Genomic DNA, 16,742 nt, shown 5'->3' with positions numbered 1-16,742 from the left:
ACTCATCGGGTCTGGTCGGGGTTCCATTGGTTGTAGCTGTGCCCGCGCAGGAACTGCCACAGGCCCACGCTCATGCCGGCCAGAGTCACCAGCACGAATGCGGCCAGGCGAAACGGCTTGGGCAGGCGGTGGCCCTTGTCCAGCAGGCCGACCACGGCGATGGCATAACCCAGCAGCTGGGCGGCCAGGGTCAGGCGATAGAAACCGTGGCCGTCGAGCAGCCACAGGTTGGCCAGCAGCAGGGGCACCAGCAGCACGGGGGCCAGGCGGCGTACCAGCTTGTGGCTGATCAGGGCGATGGCGTAGAGCCCGTGGCGCAGCGGGTTGAGCAGTTCGCGCCGGGCCGCCAGGCTGATCAGCCCGCCGACGGTGACGCGCTGGCGGCGGCTGAACTGGCGCTCGGCCTCGTCCACGCCGTAGTCCAGCACCCTGGCCTGGTCGACGTAGACCACGCGCTTGTGTGCCACCGGGGCGCAGGTATTGATGAAGAAGTCGTCGTTGACCCGGTCCGGGATCGGCTGGTACAGCTCGCGGCGCAGGGCCTGCAGCGCACCGTCGGCCGACACCGTGCAGCCGGTGCGGCTTTCTACCCGGCGCAGCCAGGCTTCGTAGTGGCGGTACAGGCTCTCGCCCAGGCTCAAGCCCTTGCCCGCCACCGGGATGGTCATGTTGCCCACGGTGCCGCCCACCTCGGGGTCGGCGAAGGGCGCGAGCAGTGCGGCGAAGGTGCCCTCCACCCAGTGCACGTCGGCATCGGTGAACACCAGAATGTCGCCGCTGCAGTGCTCGACGGCGGCATTGAGCACGCGGTTCTTGCCCATCCGTGGCAGGTCCAGCACCAGGATGCGCGGATCGTCGAAGGTGCGCGCCAGGGCCACGGTCTGGTCACTGGAGCCGTCGCTGGCCACCACGATCTGCAGGCTGGCGAGCGGGCAGTCCTGCTCCAGCAGGTTGCGCAGCTTGTTTTCGATGTTGCGCGCCTCGTTGTGCGCCGCAACCACCACGCTGACCCGTTGCGGCGGCAGCGGCGGCGGGGTGTGCCGCGGGAACAGCGGCCCCACCAGCGTGAGCAGCAGCGGGTAGCCCAGCCAGGCATAGAAAGGCAACAGCAGGCAAAGCCAGAAAATGAACTCAGCCACGTGCGGGCCTCCTTGCGTTCCAGTTGAACAGGCTGAGCACGAAGGCCGCTCCAGCCAGGTGCAGGCGAACCCAGTGCAGGCCCCACAGTTGCAGGGTGAACACCGGGTCGCGGTGTTTGAGACTCTGGCGCAGGCTCAGCGCCAGCGCCGGCAGGCTGGTGAAGAACAGCAGCAGCATTGCCAGATGCGGAAAGCCGTCGAGCAGCGCGGACAATGCCAGCGCATCGAGCACCCAGGCCCCGAGGGACAGCAACGGGAAGCGCAGCAGGCGCAGGCTCGCGCCATTGCTGCGCAGCAGTTGCAGGTTGCTGCCCTGGCGCCACAGCTCCTTGCCCAGCCATTCGCTCCAGCTGCCCTCGTAGCCCCAGTGCAGCACCACCGGTGCGCGCAGGGCCAACAGGCGGGCACCGGCCTGGCCCAGGCGCCAGGTGAAGTCCTTGTCTTCGCCGGTGCGCAGGGTTTCGTTGAAACCGCCCACCCGGTCGAACCAGTCGCGGCGCATCAGCAGGTTGGGGGTGGGCAGCCATTGCATACTGTGCAGCGCCGGCCGGCCGGCGCGCAGTGTGCGTCGCTGCCAGGCGCGGGCGAACCAGGGCGCCTGGCGCGGGGTGTCGCAGTCCAGCGCGAACACATCGCCACGGCCCTGGGCGTGCAGGTCCAGCAGCAGGCTCAGCCACTGCTCCGGCACCTCGATGTCGGCATCCAGAAACGCCACCCATTCCCCGGAACTGGCCTGCACGCCCCGGTTGCGCAAGGCCCCGATGGTCAGCCCCGGCAGGTCGAGCACCTTGGCGCTGAGGTTACGGGCAATCTGCGGGCCATCGTCGGAGGAGCCGTTGTCCACCACGATCAGCTCGCAGTCCAGGCCGGCAAGGTCGGCGGCCCGACGCGCCGAGTGAAGGGTGCGGGCAATATGGCGTGCCTCGTTGAACATCGGCATCACGATACTGATCTTCATCCGGCCACCTGCACGGGGCGCGCCTGTTCGGCCTTGAGGCGCAGCACGCTGGAAAGCGCCAGCAGAATCCACAGGTACTTGTGGTTCGGCGCACTGAGGAACATCAGGAACAGGCCGATGGCAAGCATGCTGGTGGACAGGTGCGTGAGCATGTCGGCCTGCCCCTGATCACCCTTTTGCAGCCACAGGCGCCGTGCATGCCAGAGGTTGTAAAGGGCCAGCATGACCATGCCGACGAATGCCAGGCCCGCCGGTACGCCGACTTCGCTGAAGATTTCCAGGTAGGTGTTGTGGGCACGGCGGTACAGGTCGCCGACCTTGCGGTTGGCCGAGAACGCCTTGGCGTAGCCGGTGGTGGCGTATTCCAGCGGGAAGGTGCCGGGGCCGGTGCCCAGCAGCGGGTGTTCGCGGATCATCTTGCTGCCCACCACGATGTAGGACGAACGCCGGCCCAGGGAGTCGTCCTTGTAGGCATTGACCCCGGACTTGAGCAAGGCCAGCGACTGGATACGCTCGATGTAGCTGGCCGGCATCACCGCGACCGCCACAGGCAGCACGATGGCCAGGCCGAGCATGGCGAAGCCCAGGTGGCGCGGGCGCAGGTGCGTGAGTTTTTCGCGGTAGTGCACCAGGCCGATCACCAGGCTGATGGCCAGCACCACCAGCCCGGAACGTGAGTTGGTCTTGGTCATGCCGGCCAGCAACAGCACCACGCAGGCCAGCCAGAACAGCCGCTGCAGGCGGTTGGGGCTGCTGAACACCAGCCACAGGGCCATGGGCACCGCGATGGCGATGAGCATGGCGAACACGTTGGGGTCTTCGAGCAGGCCCGAGGCGCGGCCTTCGTCCTGGTACTTGGCCGAGAACATCGCCATGGCACAGGTGACGCCCACGCTCAGGGTCACCAGGCGGTACATCATCGGCAAGTTGAGTTCGCGCCCGATCAGCAGGGTGAGCACGAACAGCACCAGGCCCACCGCCAGTTCGCGAAAGTGCCCCATGGACATCTCGCTGCTTTCACTGGCCAGAAAGCTCAGCAGGTACAGCGCCATAAAGGCCAGCAGCAGGCGCCACATGGAGCTGCGCAGGCGTTCGCCCGGCAGTTGCCCAACGGCCAGTTGCAGCAGCAGCACCATGGCCAGCGCGGCGCCGATGAATTTCGAGGCGGTCAGCTCGCTGTCCTTGAACAGGCCCTCCAGCGGCACCAGGGTGATGATGGCCAGCAGGCCCCACGCCGGGCGGCGGTACAGCACCAGCACGCCGGCCAGGCCGATCACCGCGCCGGGGGCCAGGAACGGGTAGGGGCTGGCCAGCAGTACCACGCTGACGATCGCCAGCAGGCCGATCAGGGACAGGGGAATGATCATGCGCAGGTCTCCTTGGCCGCACCTGCCGTGCCGCGATAGACCTGGGCCCAGCGTTGCGCCAGCGTCGGCAGGTGATAACGTTCACGTTGGGTGCGTCGTGCCTGGGCGATCAGCTCGCCGGCCTGGGCCGGGTCGAGCATCAGCGCTTCGAGCTGGGCGGCCAGTTCGTCCACCGCCAGGGGCGGTGCCAGCAGCCCGCTGCGCCCGTGCTCGATCACGTCGGGGATGCCGCCGACACCAAAGGCCACCACCGGCACGCCATCCTGCATGGCTTCGAGCAGGATCATCGGGGTGCCTTCGGTGCGCGAGCTGATCACCAGCGCATCCAGGCGCACCATCCATTGGCGCATGTCTTCCTGGAAGCCTGGCAGGCGGATGCGCTCGTGCAGCCCGGCGGCATCGACGCGGGCCTGCAGTGCTTCGCGTTCCGGGCCGTCGCCGAGCATCACCGCGTCCAGGTGCGGGTGGCGCTGGCACAGCGGGATCAGCGTATCGAGGAACAGGTCAGGACCCTTTTCGCTGCTCAGGCGCCCCACGTAGCCGGCCAGCCAGCGTTCGTGGCCGTGGGCATGGGCGGGCAGGGCGCCAGCATCCGGCAGGCCGTTGGGGATGACATCGAGCTTGCGCTGCGCCACGCCGGCACGCAGGTGGATCCGGCGGATGCTCTCGGCCACGCACACCACCTTGCCGATGGTGGCGGTGCGGCACAGTTGCAGGCTCAGCCAGGTGTACAGCCGCTGCTTGCGGCTGCTGGGGGTGAAGCCGTGCTGGGTGGCGACCATCGGCAGGCGCCACAGGGTGGCGCCCACCCAGCCGAACAGCAGGCCCTTGAAGTTGTGGCTGTTGATCAGCGGCTGCTGGCTGCGGTACTGGTCCAGCGCCCGCAGCACCTCGCGCAGTCCGTTGCAGGTGCGACAGTCCACGCCGGCGGCGGCAAAGCGCGCCACCAGCGTCTGCGGCGCGCCCAGAAACAGCACCACGTGCTGTCCCGGGGTGGCCTGGCAGTGGTCCAGCAACATCCGTTCGGCGCCATAGAAGCCGCCACTGCCCAGCAGGTGGATGATCGGCCGCTGCGGGCTCATGGCTGCGTTCAATTGCGCACCCAGTGCACCAGCCGTGGCAGCGACCAGCCCTTGTGCGGGTTGTGCGTTTCCGGGGTCTGGTCGTTGATCACCAGCAGTACCGGCAAGCCCAGCTGCTGGGTGATCTGCGCCGGGTGCTTGAAGCGATGGTCGAAGAACTCGCGCACGTACACCAGGGCGATGCCCAGCAGCAGGCCGGTAAGCATGCCGAACGGAATGATCAGCATCGGCTTGGGAAAGGCCGGCTCGGCGGGCTCATAGGGCGCACTGAGAATCCGTGCGTTGGACACGTCACCCGACAGCAGGCGCTCGCCACGGGCTTCCTCGTAGCGCTGGGTGTAGGTGAAGAACGCCTTGTGCAGGGCATCGATCTCGGTGTCCAGCTGACGCGCCTTGCTCTGGGTTTCCTGCAACTGGTGCACGCGGCTCTTGTAGTCGGCGATGCGCTGGGTTTTCTGCGCGATCACGTTCTGCACCACGGCCAGGTCCTTCTCGCGCTCCTGGATACGGTTGGCGACGATCTTGAGAAACTGCTGGCGGGTCTTGGCGATCTGCTCGCGCTGCAGCAGCATCTGCTCGCTGCCGGGCTGGAACACTGCCAGGTCGCTGACGTAGGTCAGTACCTGGGTGGTCAGCTGCTCGCCCAGTTGCTTGATCTCGCGGTCCTCGAAGGCCACGTTGTCGACGGTCTGGGTGAAGGTGAAGGGGAAGGCGAAGTCGCGCATGTTGGCGTTGCTGGCCGCAGCCAGGCTGGTCTTGAGGTATTCCAGCCACTGCTGGCTCTGCAGCAGGCGATCGCGGTACTGGTTGAGTGCCTGTTCCTCGGTGTTGATGGCATTGAGGCGGAAGGTGATCTCTTCCTTGGGGTCGGACGAGCCGATGCCTTCGAGCATGCCCAGGCGCTTGCTTTCCAGGTCATCCATGCGCACCTGGTACTGCATCTTCTTCTGCTCGTAGAACTCCTGCGGCAGTTCGTTGGACTGCAGGTTCTGGCGGTTGCGCAGGTAGTTGTCGAGCAGACGGCTGACAAACAGCGTACCGACCTTGGGGTCGGGGAAGCTGTAGGTGATGGACACCACGTTGGAGCCGGGCAGGGTCTCGATCTTCAGGTCCTTGATCGCGTCGTCGGTCAGGGTGTCGAGCTGGGTATCGCGTACCGGGTCGACCTCCAGCCCGAACAGGCTGCGCACCGGGTTGACCACATACTCGCGCAGCGGGTTGACGATCAGGCTGCGGATCGGCCCGAACACCAGGCGCTGCAGCAGGCCGGGGGGCACGTCATACAGGCCCTCGTCGCGCAGCTGGGTGATGGTCTGGCGGATCAGCGTGGGTGAACGCAGGATATTGCTCTCGGTCTCCATGTCGGCCAGCGAAGGCGGAATGAACTTGTCGGTCTCCTGGGCCAGGGCGGTGTTGGTATCGCTCTGGGAGAGCTTTTTCGACTGCACGATCACTTCGGCCGTGATGTCGAAGCTCTGCTTGAGCACCAGCGGCAGCAACAGGGCAATCACTGCGAACACCAGGAATACCCGCTTCACCAACTGACGGTTGGCGAAGAGGATCCTGAAGAATTCATGCAGGTAGTTTTCTTTGGTAGTCATGCGCGTGCACCTGCCTGGGTTTAGTTATCGCTGTCTTTGTTGTCGACGCGGTAGGAGAAGCTGAAGCCCACCCCCTGGAACAGCACCACGTCGGCCAGTTGCCGGGCCAGTTCGCCGGCGCTGGCCAGCTTGGTCTTGGGCACGTAGAGCATGTCGTCGGGCTGCAGGTAGGCCACCTGCGCGGCGCTGGCGTCCAGGGCCTTGTCGACGTTGTAGGGCACGGCCTGCACCTGGTTGCCGTTGCGCCGCATGATCACCACCGAGTCGAGCCGGGCCTTGAGGCTGGGCCCCCGGGCCAGGGTCAGGGCTTCGAGCACCGATACCGGGCGCCGGATCGGATAGGCGCCGGGCTGGGCCACCTCACCGAGCACATAGATCTCGTTGACCGCAGTGGACTTGAGCATCACGTCCACCGTCATGCGCCCGGGCAGGTCGGCGTAGCGCTTGTTGAGGAAGGTCTGCAGCTGGGTGACGGTCATGCCCTGCAGCGGCACCGCGCCCACCTCCGGAAAGCTGGCCTGGCCGTCGGTGCCCACGGTGATCTCGCGGCTCATGCCGGTGGCGGGGTGGTTGAGTGCGCTCTTGAGGTTCTGTTCGTTGGTCAGCGGGCTGATCACCTGCACGGTCATCTGGTCGCGGTTGGGCTGGAACAGGCGCTTGTTGCGGTAGGCCTGCTGGATGGCCTGGCGCGCTTCGTCCGGGGTCATCCCGGCGACGTTCACCGAGGTGTTGGCCCGTGGCAGTTCGATGGTGCCATCGGGCAGCACCAGCTGGTTGCCGTTGAGCGAGCTGGCCGCAAGGAAGCCCAGGCCGACGGTGTCACCGGGCTGGATGCGATAGGCCTGCGAGCCGCTGGTGCTGATATGGAAGATCACATCGAGCACGTCCCCCGGGCGCAGCGCCTGCTCGCCGCGTGGCAGCTCGGTGTCCTGGGCGTTGGCCGCGTTGGCAGTCATGATCTGCACCGGCATCTGGCGTGGCTCCTGGCTGGTGCAGGCTGCCAGAGGCAGCAGCGCCAGCAGGGCGAACAGTTTCACATTCATAGCGTCATCCTTAGCCTGGCTGCTCAGAGATTGTTGTAAAGCCATTTGGGCATGTAGTAGCGGCGTCGGTTGAACACGCTGCCGATCAGCTTGGCGCCGGCCTGGGTCAGGCGCTGGGCGGCGGCCTGGGCGACCTCCCAGCGGGTGTCCTCGGCGGTGACCACCAGGATCACGCCATCGACCAGGGTGCCGATCACCAGGCTGTCGACGCTGGAGTACACCGCCTCGCCGTCGATGACCACGAAGCGGTAGTGCGCGCTGAGCTGGCTCAGCAGGGCACGCAGGCGGTCCGGGTTGAGGCGTTCGTTGCCACGCCGGTACTGGCCGCACGGCAGCATGTCGAAAGGCTGGTCGGACACCCGCACCAGGCAGTCCTGCAGCACGGGCGGGGTGTCCTGCTCGAACAGCAGGTCGCGAAAGCCGGGCAGCTTCTGCAGGCCCATCTGCTGGGTCAGGCTGTTGCTGGTAGGGCTGCTGTCCACCAGCAGTACCGGTCCGCCGCTCATCAGCGTCAGCTGCTTGGCGAAGGCCAGCGCACTGGTGCTGGTACCGCTGCCGGTATTGGCCGCGGTCAGCAGCAGCACGCGCTGCTCCTGGTCCAGCACGGTGGACGTCAGGTTGGTTTCGCTGGGGGTGGCGATGGTCAGACTTCTCGAAGTAGAACCGTCCATTCAACTTGCTCCGTGGCCGCTGAAGACTTTGAAGGGGGTCTTGAACAGGATCTTCAGGTCCAGGCTCAAGCTCTGTTCGGCGATGTAACTCAGGTCAAGCTCGACCCGCTGGTCGAAGTCGATGTTGCTGCGCCCCGAGATCTGCCACAGGCCGGTCATGCCGGGGTAGATGCTCAGGCGCGCCAGGTGGCTGTCCTTGTAGCGATAGGCGTTGAAGGAGGTCGGGCGAGGGCCCACCAGGCGCATTTCGCCGCGGATCACGTTGAACAGGTTGGGCAGCTCGTCCAGGCTGCTGCGCCGCAGGAAGCTGCCGATGCGGGTTACGCGCGGGTCCTTGTCGATCTTGAAGTCGATGGCGTCGGCGCCGTGCTTGTTCAGGTGGCGCACCGACTCCTTGAGGTCCTCGGCGTTGGCGACCATGGTGCGGAACTTGTACATGCCGAAGCTGCGCCCGCGGTAGCCGGTGCGCTGCTGCACGAAGAACACCGGGCCGGGGCTGCTCAGCTTGACCAGCACGGCCAGCACCAGCAGCAGCGGTGAAATCAACAGCACGATCATCAGCGCACCGATGAACGACAGTACGCGGTTGGTGCGCGACAGCGTCCACGGCCGCCCGCCGGCGCGCCCGGTCATCCAGCCACGGCCCTGCATGTGAATCGCCGCATCGATGCGCATGCGGTGATTGGGGTCCATGCGTTTGTCTTGGCGCAGGGCCTGGGTTTCAGCACTTTTCTGTTGGCCTGTCATACCACCCTCCGTTGATGCTCGGGCGCGGCAACCGGCGTTTGCCCGATGGACCGCACAGCGTCGTCGGGCGTGTGCGCGTAATAATCGACGAACCAGGCGACGAAGCGGCGCAGCCCTTCGTCCAGCGAGATGCACGGGGTGAAGCCGGTGGCCTGGGCCAGGGCACTGGCATCGGCGCAGGTGTCCAGCACGTCACCGGGCTGCAGGGGCAGCAACTCGACCTGGGCGGTGCGCTGCAGGTGTTTTTCCAGCAGCGCCACGTAGTCGGTCAGGGCCACCGGCCGTTGCCCACCGATGTTGTAGATGCGCCAGGGCGCGTGGCTGCTGGCCGGGTCGCTGGCCAGGCGGTCCCAGGCCGGGTCGCTGACCGGGGCCAGCGGGATCAGGCGCACCAGGCTTTCGACGATGTCGTCGATGTAGGTGAAGTCGCGCTGATGCTGGCCGTAGTTGAACAGCTTGAGCGGGTGGCCCTGGCTGATGGCCTGGGCGAACTGGATGGGCGACATGTCCGGGCGCCCCCACGGGCCGTACACGGTGAAAAAGCGCAGCCCGGTGGTGGGGATGGCGAACAGGTGGCTGTAGCTGTGGGCCATCAGTTCGTTGGCCTTCTTGCTCGCGGCGTACAGCGACAGCGGATGGTCCACTGCGTCCTGCACGGCATAGGGTGTGCGCTGGTTGCTGCCGTACACCGAGCTTGAGGAGGCATACAGCAGGTGCTGCACCGGATGGCGGCGGCAGGCCTCGAGCATGTTGAGGAAACCCACCAGGTTGCTGTCCAGGTAGGCGCGCGGGTTGTCCAGCGAATAGCGCACCCCGGCCTGGGCGGCCAGGTGGATCACCACCTCGGGGGCGAACTCGGCGAACAGCGCCTCGATGCCTGGGCCGTCGGCCAGGTCCAGGCGGCGCAGGTCGAAATCGCCGGCCTGGGCCTGGACCCAGCGCACGCGGTCTTGCTTGAGCGCGGGGTCGTAGTAGTCGTTGAAATTGTCCAGGCCCACGACCTGATGGCCGTCGCGCAACAGGCGCAGTATGCAGTGTGCGCCGACGAAGCCGGCCGCACCGGTGACCAGTATTCTCATGGTGCCGATACCTGCGGTTGTACCTGGCGCAGGCCGATGCCGCTGTAGGTCAGGCCGAAGGTTGCCACCTGTTCGGGGCTGTAGAGGTTGCGTCCGTCGATGATCAGGCGTTGGCGCAGCTTTTGCGCCAGCAGGTTGAAATCCACCACGCGGAAGGTCTTCCACTCGGTGCAGATCACCAGCGCATCGGCATCCTCCAGGGTGTCGTCACGGGTGGCGCACAGTTGCAGGTCGTCGCGGTAGCCATACAGGCGCCGGCATTCGGCCATGGCTTCGGGGTCGAAGGCGCGCACCGTGGCGCCCTCGGCCCACAGCGCCTCCATCAGGTAGCGGCTGGGGGCTTCGCGCATGTCGTCGGTATTGGGTTTGAAGGCCAGGCCCCACAGGGCGATGGATTTGCCCTTCAGGCTGCCGGGGAAGCTGCGCTTGAGCTTGCTGAACAGGATCTGGCGCTGGCTGTCGTTGATTTCGCTCACGCTCTGCAGCAGGCGCAGCGGCATGCCGCTGTGTTCGGCGGTATGCAGCAGCGCACGCAGGTCCTTGGGGAAGCACGACCCGCCAAAGCCACAGCCCGGGTAGATGAAGTGGTAGCCGATGCGTGGGTCCGAGCCGATGCCCTTGCGCACCGATTCGATGTCGGCACCGAGGAACTCGCTGAGGTTGGCCAGTTCGTTCATGAAGCTGATGCGCGTGGCGAGCATGGCGTTGGCTGCGTACTTGGTCAGCTCGGCGCTGCGGTTGTCCATGAACATGAGCTTTTCATGATTGCGGCAGAACGGCGCGTACAGCTCGGACAACTGCTGCTGGGCCTGGTCATCGGCGGTACCGACGATGATCCGATCCGGGCGCATGCAGTCGGCCAGGGCGCTGCCTTCCTTGAGAAACTCGGGGTTGGAGACCACCCGCACCTGCAGTTGATGCTTGCCCAGCCGGTCGAGCTCCTCGCGGGCGAGCGAGGCCACCTTGTCGGCGGTGCCCACCGGCACGGTGGACTTGATGATCAGGGTGCGGTGCGCCGCCATCAGGCCGGCGATCTGCCGGGTGACGCCCAGCACGTGGGAAAGGTCGGCCGAGCCGTCTTCGTCCGGTGGGGTGCCGACTGCAATGAAGATCAGCTCGGCGTGGGCGACGGCATCGCTGGCCTGGGTACTGAACGACAGCCGACCTTCCTTGATGTTTTCCTCGAGCATGCCCGACAGGCCAGGCTCATGAATAGGTGGAACACCTTGTCGCAACTGACTGATTTTATGGGCGTCTACATCGACACAAAGTACCCGGTGACCTACGTCAGCCAAAGCGGCAGCTTGCACAAGTCCGACATAACCGGTGCCAAATACGCTCACATCCATGCTGGCGTGCCTCGTATGGAGTAATGAAAGTGAAACAGCGGGTGTGAATTCGGTATAGACCAGCTGAGCCGGTTTGTGTCAAACCTATGGCATGTATCTGTAGAGTTACAGGTGGTAGGAGTTCCACTGTTTTGCCATCAACCCTTTTCCAATCCGTACCTTAGCGTCGAAATGGGCTGGCACTTGGCCGGTTGTCAATGCGATGAACGGTCGTAGCCCGCGTAAAACGTGGCTCGTGGAATGTGGGTTGTTTCGCGAATGCATCAGATTCCCGCTTGAAAAACGTCATAATCGGCGCCCTGCATTTCGTCATTTTTTTGACAAACTGTGGTTTGCGCTTTGTCGGCATCCTGCTACCGTGTGGGAAACCTCAGTGGGCTGGGGGGAAACATTTCTGGCGGGGAAGTCATGCGCGTTTACATCAAGGGACTGTTGCTGCTGGTCTACCTTCTGAGTTTCCATGCGTACTACCTCGAGCGTCTCGAGGCGATCGGGCTGGGGGTGGCACTGGTGTTGTATGCCGGTGTGTTCGTGCTGCTGGTGGCTGCCCTGTGGCTGTGCGCGAACATACGCCAGGGCCTGGTGCGCTGGCTGTTTGCAGTGGGGTTCTGTGCCAGCGCGGTGTTTTTCGACGCCTATACGCGCATAACCGCCGAGTACCTCACCTACAGCGCCTTCGTTTCGATGGTGTATTCGGGTGGGTTCATCGGCGAGGCGCTTGAGCAGTACCACAGCGTGATCCTGGGGGTCGCGGCCAAGGGGCTGCTGTTGCTGCTGGGGCTGGGCCTGCGCCCGGACCCGGTGCAGCGGCTGCCCGGCACCCTGGCGTGGGCCGCACCGCTGCTGGGCCTGGCGCTGTTGACCGGCATCCTGTTCGTGCGTGCCGGCGAGGGCGCACGCGGCCTGCCGGTGATGTACACGCCGCTGGCCTACCTGAACCTGTTCCTCTACGAATCGCTGCACGACAGCGTGGGCCCGCGCCAGCCAGTGACACTGGCGCGCAGCGGCCCGCCATTGGCGCGCGATATCGTGCTGATCATCGACGAGAGCGTTTCGGGCAACTACCTGGACCTCAATACCCCCAACGGGGTCACCAGCAACCTCACCCACCCCCAGGCGGGGGCCAGCATCTTCAACTACGGCTATGCCGCCTCCATCGCCAATTGCAGCGCCGACACCAACGTCACGCTGCGCTACGGCGGCACCCGCAGCGATTACCTGCGCATCAACTCGACCCTGCCGTCGATCTGGCAGTACGCCAAACAGGCCGGGCTTGGCACCGTCTACATCGACAGCCAGCGCACCGGCGGCAACCTGCAGAACCTGATGGATGCCACCGAAAAGCGCGACATCGACCAGTTCATCCAGTTCGATACCACCCCGGTGCGCGACCGCGACATGGCCGCACTGCAAAAGCTCGTGGAGCTGCTGGGCGACGGCAAGCCGCAACTGATCGTGATCAACAAGGTGGGGGTGCATTTTCCGGTGCACGACAAGTACCCGGATGCGTTCATGACCTACACGCCGGCGTTGCCGCGGGGCCACTATGCCGACATCGCCGATACCGGTCAGCGCGACGGGTTCAGTGGTACCCCGCAGGACTGGGTGCTGTACCGCAACTCGTACAAGAACAGCGTGCTGTGGAGCGTGGGCGAATTCTTCAAGCGCCTGTTTGCCCAGGCCGACCTGAGCCAGGCGGTGATCATCTACACCTCCGACCATGGCCAGGACCTGCATGAACGCGGCAACCCGGGGCTCAACACCCACTGTGGCGAGAACCCGGTTGAGGAAGAGGGCCTGGTGCCGCTGGTGGTGATCCAGGGCCAGGGCCTGAAGACCCTGGACTGGCAGGCGCAACTGGCGACCAACAAGGACCGCTCAAGCCACTACAACATCTTCCCCACGCTGCTGCAGTTGCTGGGGTATGACGCCGCGGCGGTCGAGCCGATCTACGGACACGCGCTCAACGTGCCGACCAACGATCCGTTCAGTTTCAACTACCGCTTCAATGCACGCCTTGGTGCCAAGCCCGAGTTCAAGCATATCGACCTGGACGTGGTGGTCACACCGGGGCCGCAGGGCATGCCGGTGGGCACGGCCCAGTGAGCTGACCGGGCCGATGCCTCAGGAACCGGAGGCCGGGCACCCGGCCCGGGTGTCATCGGCCGCCTGGGCTATCAGCCCTGCAAGACGCGCCACGTTGCGTTGCTGGGCTGCCACCAGCTCGGCGATCCCGGTGCCCGCCGCACTGCGTACCAGGCTGTGGCAGCGCAGGGCGGGGCGGTTGGCATCGCCGCCCAGCGTACGCAGGCGCCAGCGCGCCTCCATCAGGGCGTATTGCCCGGGTACCGAGTCGAAGCGCTGCACCTCCAGGCGCAGGCCCAGGGTGCGCGGTGCATTGCTGTTGAGCTGGCCGCTCAAGGCGCTGCGCAGTTCATCCACCAGGCTGGCGCCCCACCATTCACTGTCGAGCACCGCCAGGCCGCTGTCGCCCTGGCGCACGACGATCTGCTCGCGGTCGACCTGGGGCGGCACGCTGATGGACTCTATGCGTACATCTACCGCACGGGTCGCCCCGGCCTGCAGCTGCGCAGGCACCAGGGTGTGGTAGTGCACCGGCTCGCTGCGACAGGCCGCCAGCAACAGCGCGATGCCAAGCAGCGAAGGTTTGAACAGATAGGTCATGGGGCGGGCTCCAGTGCTCATTGGCGCGAGGAAGGTTGCAAGGCATCGGCAGGGGCATTGTCGGGCCGCCCGCGCAGCAGCGACTCGGGGTTGCGCTTGAGGTAGTCGGCCAGCTCGCGCATCGAGCGGGTCATGCGGCCCAGGTCGTCCAGGGTCTGCGACAGCTGCTCGCGCTGTGGCGAGCCGTCGGCCAGGGTCGCATTGGCACTCTTGAGCGTGGTGCTCATGTCCTGCAGCGTGCCCTCGATGCCGGGCAGGGTCTTGCCGTTGAACTGCTTGAGCGCCTTGCGCAGTTCCACCAGGTTGGCGTCCAGGTTGCCGGCGATGCGTTCGATGGGCAGCTTGTTGATCTTCTCGACCATGGCCTGGAACTGCTCCTGCAGTTGTTCCAGGCTGCTGGGGATGGTCGGGATGGTGATGGGGCGCGCGCTCGGGTCGAAGGTCACCTTGGGCGCCTTGGGGTAGAAATCCAGGGCGATGTACAACTGCCCGGTCAACAGATTGCCGCTGCGGGCCTGGGCGCGCAGGCCGTTGTCGATGAAGGTGCCCATCAGGCGGACGCCGGCCTGTTCATCGTCAGGGTTGTGATTGAGCACCTTGAGCATCTTGGTATGCGCCTGGCCCAGGCGTTGCGGGTAGATCACGATGCCCACATTCACCGGAAAAGTGCGGGTCTTGGCGTCGAAGTCGAGGTTGATGGCGACGACCCGGCCGAATTCCATGCCCAGGAACTCCACCGGTGCGCCCACCTTGAGCCCGCGCAGCGACTGGTCGAAGCGCAGCGCCAGGTACTGCGCCTTGCCCGCCGGCGGGGCGAGGGCGGCGGGGCGGTCGTCGAACAGCTCGAAGGTCTTGTCCTCGGCTGCCGGCTGGTCGTCGGGGCTGTAGTCCGGGGCCCTGAAGGCCACGCCACCGACCATCAGCGACGACAGCGACTCGGTGCGCAGGGCAAAGCCGTTGGCACCCACCTCGACATCCACGCCGCTGGCGTTCCAGAACCGCGTGTTGTCGGTGACGAAGGCATCGTTGGGGGCGTGCACGAACACTTCGACATTGACCCCTTTGCCGTTGGCGTCCAGCGCGTACGACACCACCTGGCCGACCTGGATCTTGCGGTAGTACACCGGCGAGCCGACGCCCAGCGAGCCGAGGTCGGAGGCATGCAGGTTGAAGCGCTTGCCGGGTTCGCCGTAGGTGATTGGCGGTGGTGTCTCCAGGCCGGTGAAGGTCTTGGCACGGGTGTCCGACTGCCCGGCATCGGCGCCGATGAAGTCACCGGAGAACAGCGTGTCGATACCCGTTACGCCGCCCGCACCGATGCGCGGGCGCACCACCCAGAACAGCGAGTCCTGGCGGGTGAAGTTCTCGGCCTGCTTGACCAGCTTGATGGTGGCGGTGACGCTCTTCTGGTCCTGGCTGAGCTCCACTTCGCTGACCTGGCCGATCACCACGTTGCGGTACTTCACTGCTGTCTTGTTGGCCTCCAGCCCCTGGCCGGTCTTGAAGGTGACCTGGATACTGGGGCCTTCCTGCAGCCAGTTGTGCACCACCAGCGAGATGCCCACCAGCACTGCCACGATCGGCACGATCCACACCAGCGACACGCTGAAGCGCCGGGTCTGCACCGCCGGGCGAGCCGGTTGTGCCGCGCTGTGGTTGCTGTCTTCACTCATGCGCGGGTTCCTTGCCGTTGGGCGGTTGCCAGATCAGGCGGGGGTCGAAGCTCATGGCTGCGAGCATGGTGAACACCACCACCATGCCGAAAAACAGAATGCCCAGGCGCGGCTCGATGTCGCCCAGGGCCTGGAACTTGACCAGCGCGGCAACCAGCGCCACCACGATCACATCGAGCATCGACCAGTAGCCGATCAGCTCGACGAAGCGGAACAGCTTCGAACGCTGGCGCTGGGCCCAGGTACTGCCGCGCTGCACCGTCACCAGCAGCAGGCCCAGGGCCACGAACTTGGTGGCCGGCACCGCGATGCTGGCGATGAAGATGATCAGTGCGATGTCCCATGAGCCATGGGCCCAGAACTCGAGCACGCCACTCATGATGGTGCTGTCGTCGCCGGCACCGAACAGCTTGGTGTTCATCACCGGCAGCAGGTTGGCCGGAATGTAGAACACCAGGGCGGCGATCAGGTACGCCCAGGTTCGGGTCAGCGACTCGGGCTTGCGCTCATGCAGCGGCGCTGCGCAGCGAGGGCACTGGGTGGGGTGGTCGCGGTTGTCGCAGGCCAGCCCGCAGGCATGGCACAGCACCAGGCCCAGCTCGCTGGCCAGCGGCGGCGCGTTCAAGACAGGTACACCCACAGGTCGCGGATATCGCGCCCGGCCAGGCGGATCATCAGCAGGCTCAGGGCGGCCAGGGCGATCAACCCCAGGCCTGGCAGCACATCGAGCAGCCCGGCCAGCTTGAACACCGCCACCATCGACCCCAGCAGGCACACCTCCAGCATGCTCCACGGGCGCAGGGTTTCCAGCCAGCGCATGCACAGGCTGAAGGCCGGCGAGCGGCGTCGGCCCAGGGCATGCACCAGCACCCACAGCAGCAGCAACAGCTGGAACATCGGCGCGATGATGATCGCGATGGCGGCCACCAGGGCGATGAAGGTGATCGGCCCGGTGGCCAGGGCGCGCACCGAGTCCCATAACGTGGCGCTGTTGTGCAGGCCTTGCAGGCTGATGCTCATCACCGGGTAGAAGTTGGCGAACATCCACAGGATCGCTGCAGTGAGGCTCAGCGCCAGGCGCTGCTGTACATCCAGGCCGTTATGGCGCTGCAGCACGGCGCCGCAACGCAGGCATAGCGCTTTCTGGTGTTTGGCGAGCTCGACCCGTTCATACACGCAGTCGCAGTGTTCGCAGATGATCAACCGATCGGTGCTGGCCACGCTTGGCACTCGCAACAGGGACTAGCTCAATATAGAAGCGCATGGCAATTGAGCAAATCGGCGCCGTTGGGCCATGGTCTATGCTTGACCCTTTGACCCCTTCCAACGCCGCTTTGCAGGAGGCCTG

The 16,742-nt window shown here is 65.5% G+C and carries 15 protein-coding genes; 1 reads left to right on the top strand and 14 read right to left on the bottom strand.

What is annotated here, in order from left to right; translation table 11 throughout:
• Window positions 1-2: 2 nt before the first annotated feature.
• From DN387_RS05575 to DN387_RS05530, 10 genes are read right to left on the bottom strand one after another with little or no spacing between them, the layout of a single operon-like run.
• Window positions 3-1,139, bottom strand: coding sequence for a glycosyltransferase (locus DN387_RS05575; protein ID WP_043860601.1), 1,137 nt, complete (start codon window positions 1,137-1,139; stop codon window positions 3-5).
• Window positions 1,132-2,097, bottom strand: a complete 966-nt coding sequence (locus tag DN387_RS05570; protein WP_043860602.1) for a glycosyltransferase — start codon at window positions 2,095-2,097, stop codon at window positions 1,132-1,134. The genes DN387_RS05575 and DN387_RS05570 overlap by 8 nt, the downstream gene beginning before the upstream one ends.
• On the bottom strand, window positions 2,094-3,464 hold the full coding sequence (locus DN387_RS05565; protein WP_054914458.1) for an O-antigen ligase: 1,371 nt from the start codon (window positions 3,462-3,464) through the stop codon (window positions 2,094-2,096). Before DN387_RS05565 ends, DN387_RS05570 begins: the two co-directional genes overlap by 4 nt.
• A complete protein-coding gene (locus tag DN387_RS05560; RefSeq protein WP_054914459.1) occupies window positions 3,461-4,546 on the bottom strand; it encodes a glycosyltransferase family 4 protein in 1,086 nt (361 codons plus the stop codon). The genes DN387_RS05565 and DN387_RS05560 overlap by 4 nt, the downstream gene beginning before the upstream one ends.
• Before the next feature lie 8 nt (window positions 4,547-4,554).
• Window positions 4,555-6,147, bottom strand: a complete 1,593-nt coding sequence (locus DN387_RS05555; protein WP_043860605.1) for a GNVR domain-containing protein — start codon at window positions 6,145-6,147, stop codon at window positions 4,555-4,557.
• A 20-nt stretch (window positions 6,148-6,167) separates the two neighbouring features.
• Window positions 6,168-7,190 (bottom strand): polysaccharide biosynthesis/export family protein, encoded by a 1,023-nt coding sequence (locus tag DN387_RS05550; protein ID WP_043860606.1) that lies wholly within the window; start codon window positions 7,188-7,190, stop codon window positions 6,168-6,170.
• A 23-nt stretch (window positions 7,191-7,213) separates the two neighbouring features.
• Window positions 7,214-7,861, bottom strand: coding sequence for a CpsD/CapB family tyrosine-protein kinase (locus DN387_RS05545; protein WP_043860607.1), 648 nt, complete (start codon window positions 7,859-7,861; stop codon window positions 7,214-7,216).
• A complete protein-coding gene (locus DN387_RS05540; protein WP_054914460.1) occupies window positions 7,862-8,608 on the bottom strand; it encodes a sugar transferase in 747 nt (248 codons plus the stop codon). It abuts the gene before it with no gap.
• Window positions 8,605-9,687 (bottom strand): NAD-dependent epimerase, encoded by a 1,083-nt coding sequence (locus tag DN387_RS05535; RefSeq protein ID WP_054914461.1) that lies wholly within the window; start codon window positions 9,685-9,687, stop codon window positions 8,605-8,607. The genes DN387_RS05540 and DN387_RS05535 overlap by 4 nt, the downstream gene beginning before the upstream one ends.
• Window positions 9,684-11,036: a UDP-glucose/GDP-mannose dehydrogenase family protein gene (locus DN387_RS05530; RefSeq protein ID WP_054914462.1), complete on the bottom strand. Its 1,353-nt coding sequence runs from the start codon at window positions 11,034-11,036 to the stop codon at window positions 9,684-9,686. The genes DN387_RS05535 and DN387_RS05530 overlap by 4 nt, the downstream gene beginning before the upstream one ends.
• Window positions 11,037-11,444: 408 nt before the next feature.
• Here DN387_RS05530 and DN387_RS05525 point away from each other — a divergent pair, with 408 nt between their 5' ends.
• Window positions 11,445-13,142, top strand: coding sequence for a sulfatase-like hydrolase/transferase (locus tag DN387_RS05525; RefSeq protein ID WP_054914463.1), 1,698 nt, complete (start codon window positions 11,445-11,447; stop codon window positions 13,140-13,142).
• An 18-nt stretch (window positions 13,143-13,160) separates the two neighbouring features.
• Here DN387_RS05525 and DN387_RS05520 read toward each other — a convergent pair whose 3' ends face one another.
• The 4 genes from DN387_RS05520 to DN387_RS05505 are packed head-to-tail and all read right to left on the bottom strand — an operon-like array spanning window position 13,161 to window position 16,615.
• Entirely contained in the window at window positions 13,161-13,721 is a 561-nt protein-coding gene (locus tag DN387_RS05520; RefSeq protein WP_054914464.1) for a membrane integrity-associated transporter subunit PqiC, read from the bottom strand.
• Window positions 13,722-13,738: 17 nt separating this feature from the next.
• A complete protein-coding gene (locus DN387_RS05515; protein ID WP_236172024.1) occupies window positions 13,739-15,394 on the bottom strand; it encodes an intermembrane transport protein PqiB in 1,656 nt (551 codons plus the stop codon).
• Window positions 15,387-16,019 carry a paraquat-inducible protein A gene (locus DN387_RS05510; protein ID WP_043860614.1) on the bottom strand — a complete coding sequence of 211 codons (633 nt, stop codon included), beginning with the start codon at window positions 16,017-16,019 and terminating at the stop codon, window positions 15,387-15,389. Before DN387_RS05510 ends, DN387_RS05515 begins: the two co-directional genes overlap by 8 nt.
• A complete protein-coding gene (locus DN387_RS05505) occupies window positions 16,016-16,615 on the bottom strand; it encodes a paraquat-inducible protein A (protein ID WP_043860615.1) in 600 nt (199 codons plus the stop codon). The genes DN387_RS05510 and DN387_RS05505 overlap by 4 nt, the downstream gene beginning before the upstream one ends.
• Window positions 16,616-16,742: the final 127 nt, after the last annotated feature.

The sequence above is a fragment of the Pseudomonas sp. FBF18 genome, from assembly GCF_024261405.1.
Lineage (GTDB): Bacteria > Pseudomonadota > Gammaproteobacteria > Pseudomonadales > Pseudomonadaceae > Aquipseudomonas > Aquipseudomonas palmensis.
Note: the sequence above shows the minus strand (reverse complement) of the source record. Positions and strands in the feature narration are given on the sequence as shown.

Excerpts from the sequence above, each read along its gene's own strand:
- DN387_RS05550 (WP_043860606.1), bottom strand. The coding sequence starts at position 7,190 with ATGAATGTGAAACTGTTCGCCCTGCTGGCGCTGCTGCCTCTGGCAGCC.
- DN387_RS05545 (WP_043860607.1), bottom strand. The coding sequence starts at position 7,861 with ATGGACGGTTCTACTTCGAGAAGTCTGACCATCGCCACCCCCAGCGAA.
- DN387_RS05565 (WP_054914458.1), bottom strand. The coding sequence starts at position 3,464 with ATGATCATTCCCCTGTCCCTGATCGGCCTGCTGGCGATCGTCAGCGTG.
- DN387_RS05520 (WP_054914464.1), bottom strand. The coding sequence starts at position 13,721 with ATGACCTATCTGTTCAAACCTTCGCTGCTTGGCATCGCGCTGTTGCTG.
- DN387_RS05560 (WP_054914459.1), bottom strand. The coding sequence starts at position 4,546 with ATGAGCCCGCAGCGGCCGATCATCCACCTGCTGGGCAGTGGCGGCTTC.
- DN387_RS05530 (WP_054914462.1), bottom strand. The coding sequence starts at position 11,036 with ATGGATGTGAGCGTATTTGGCACCGGTTATGTCGGACTTGTGCAAGCT.
- DN387_RS05525 (WP_054914463.1), top strand. The coding sequence starts at position 11,445 with ATGCGCGTTTACATCAAGGGACTGTTGCTGCTGGTCTACCTTCTGAGT.
- DN387_RS05555 (WP_043860605.1), bottom strand. The coding sequence starts at position 6,147 with ATGACTACCAAAGAAAACTACCTGCATGAATTCTTCAGGATCCTCTTC.
- DN387_RS05570 (WP_043860602.1), bottom strand. The coding sequence starts at position 2,097 with ATGAAGATCAGTATCGTGATGCCGATGTTCAACGAGGCACGCCATATT.
- DN387_RS05540 (WP_054914460.1), bottom strand. The coding sequence starts at position 8,608 with ATGACAGGCCAACAGAAAAGTGCTGAAACCCAGGCCCTGCGCCAAGAC.
- DN387_RS05515 (WP_236172024.1), bottom strand. The coding sequence starts at position 15,394 with ATGAGTGAAGACAGCAACCACAGCGCGGCACAACCGGCTCGCCCGGCG.
- DN387_RS05535 (WP_054914461.1), bottom strand. The coding sequence starts at position 9,687 with ATGAGAATACTGGTCACCGGTGCGGCCGGCTTCGTCGGCGCACACTGC.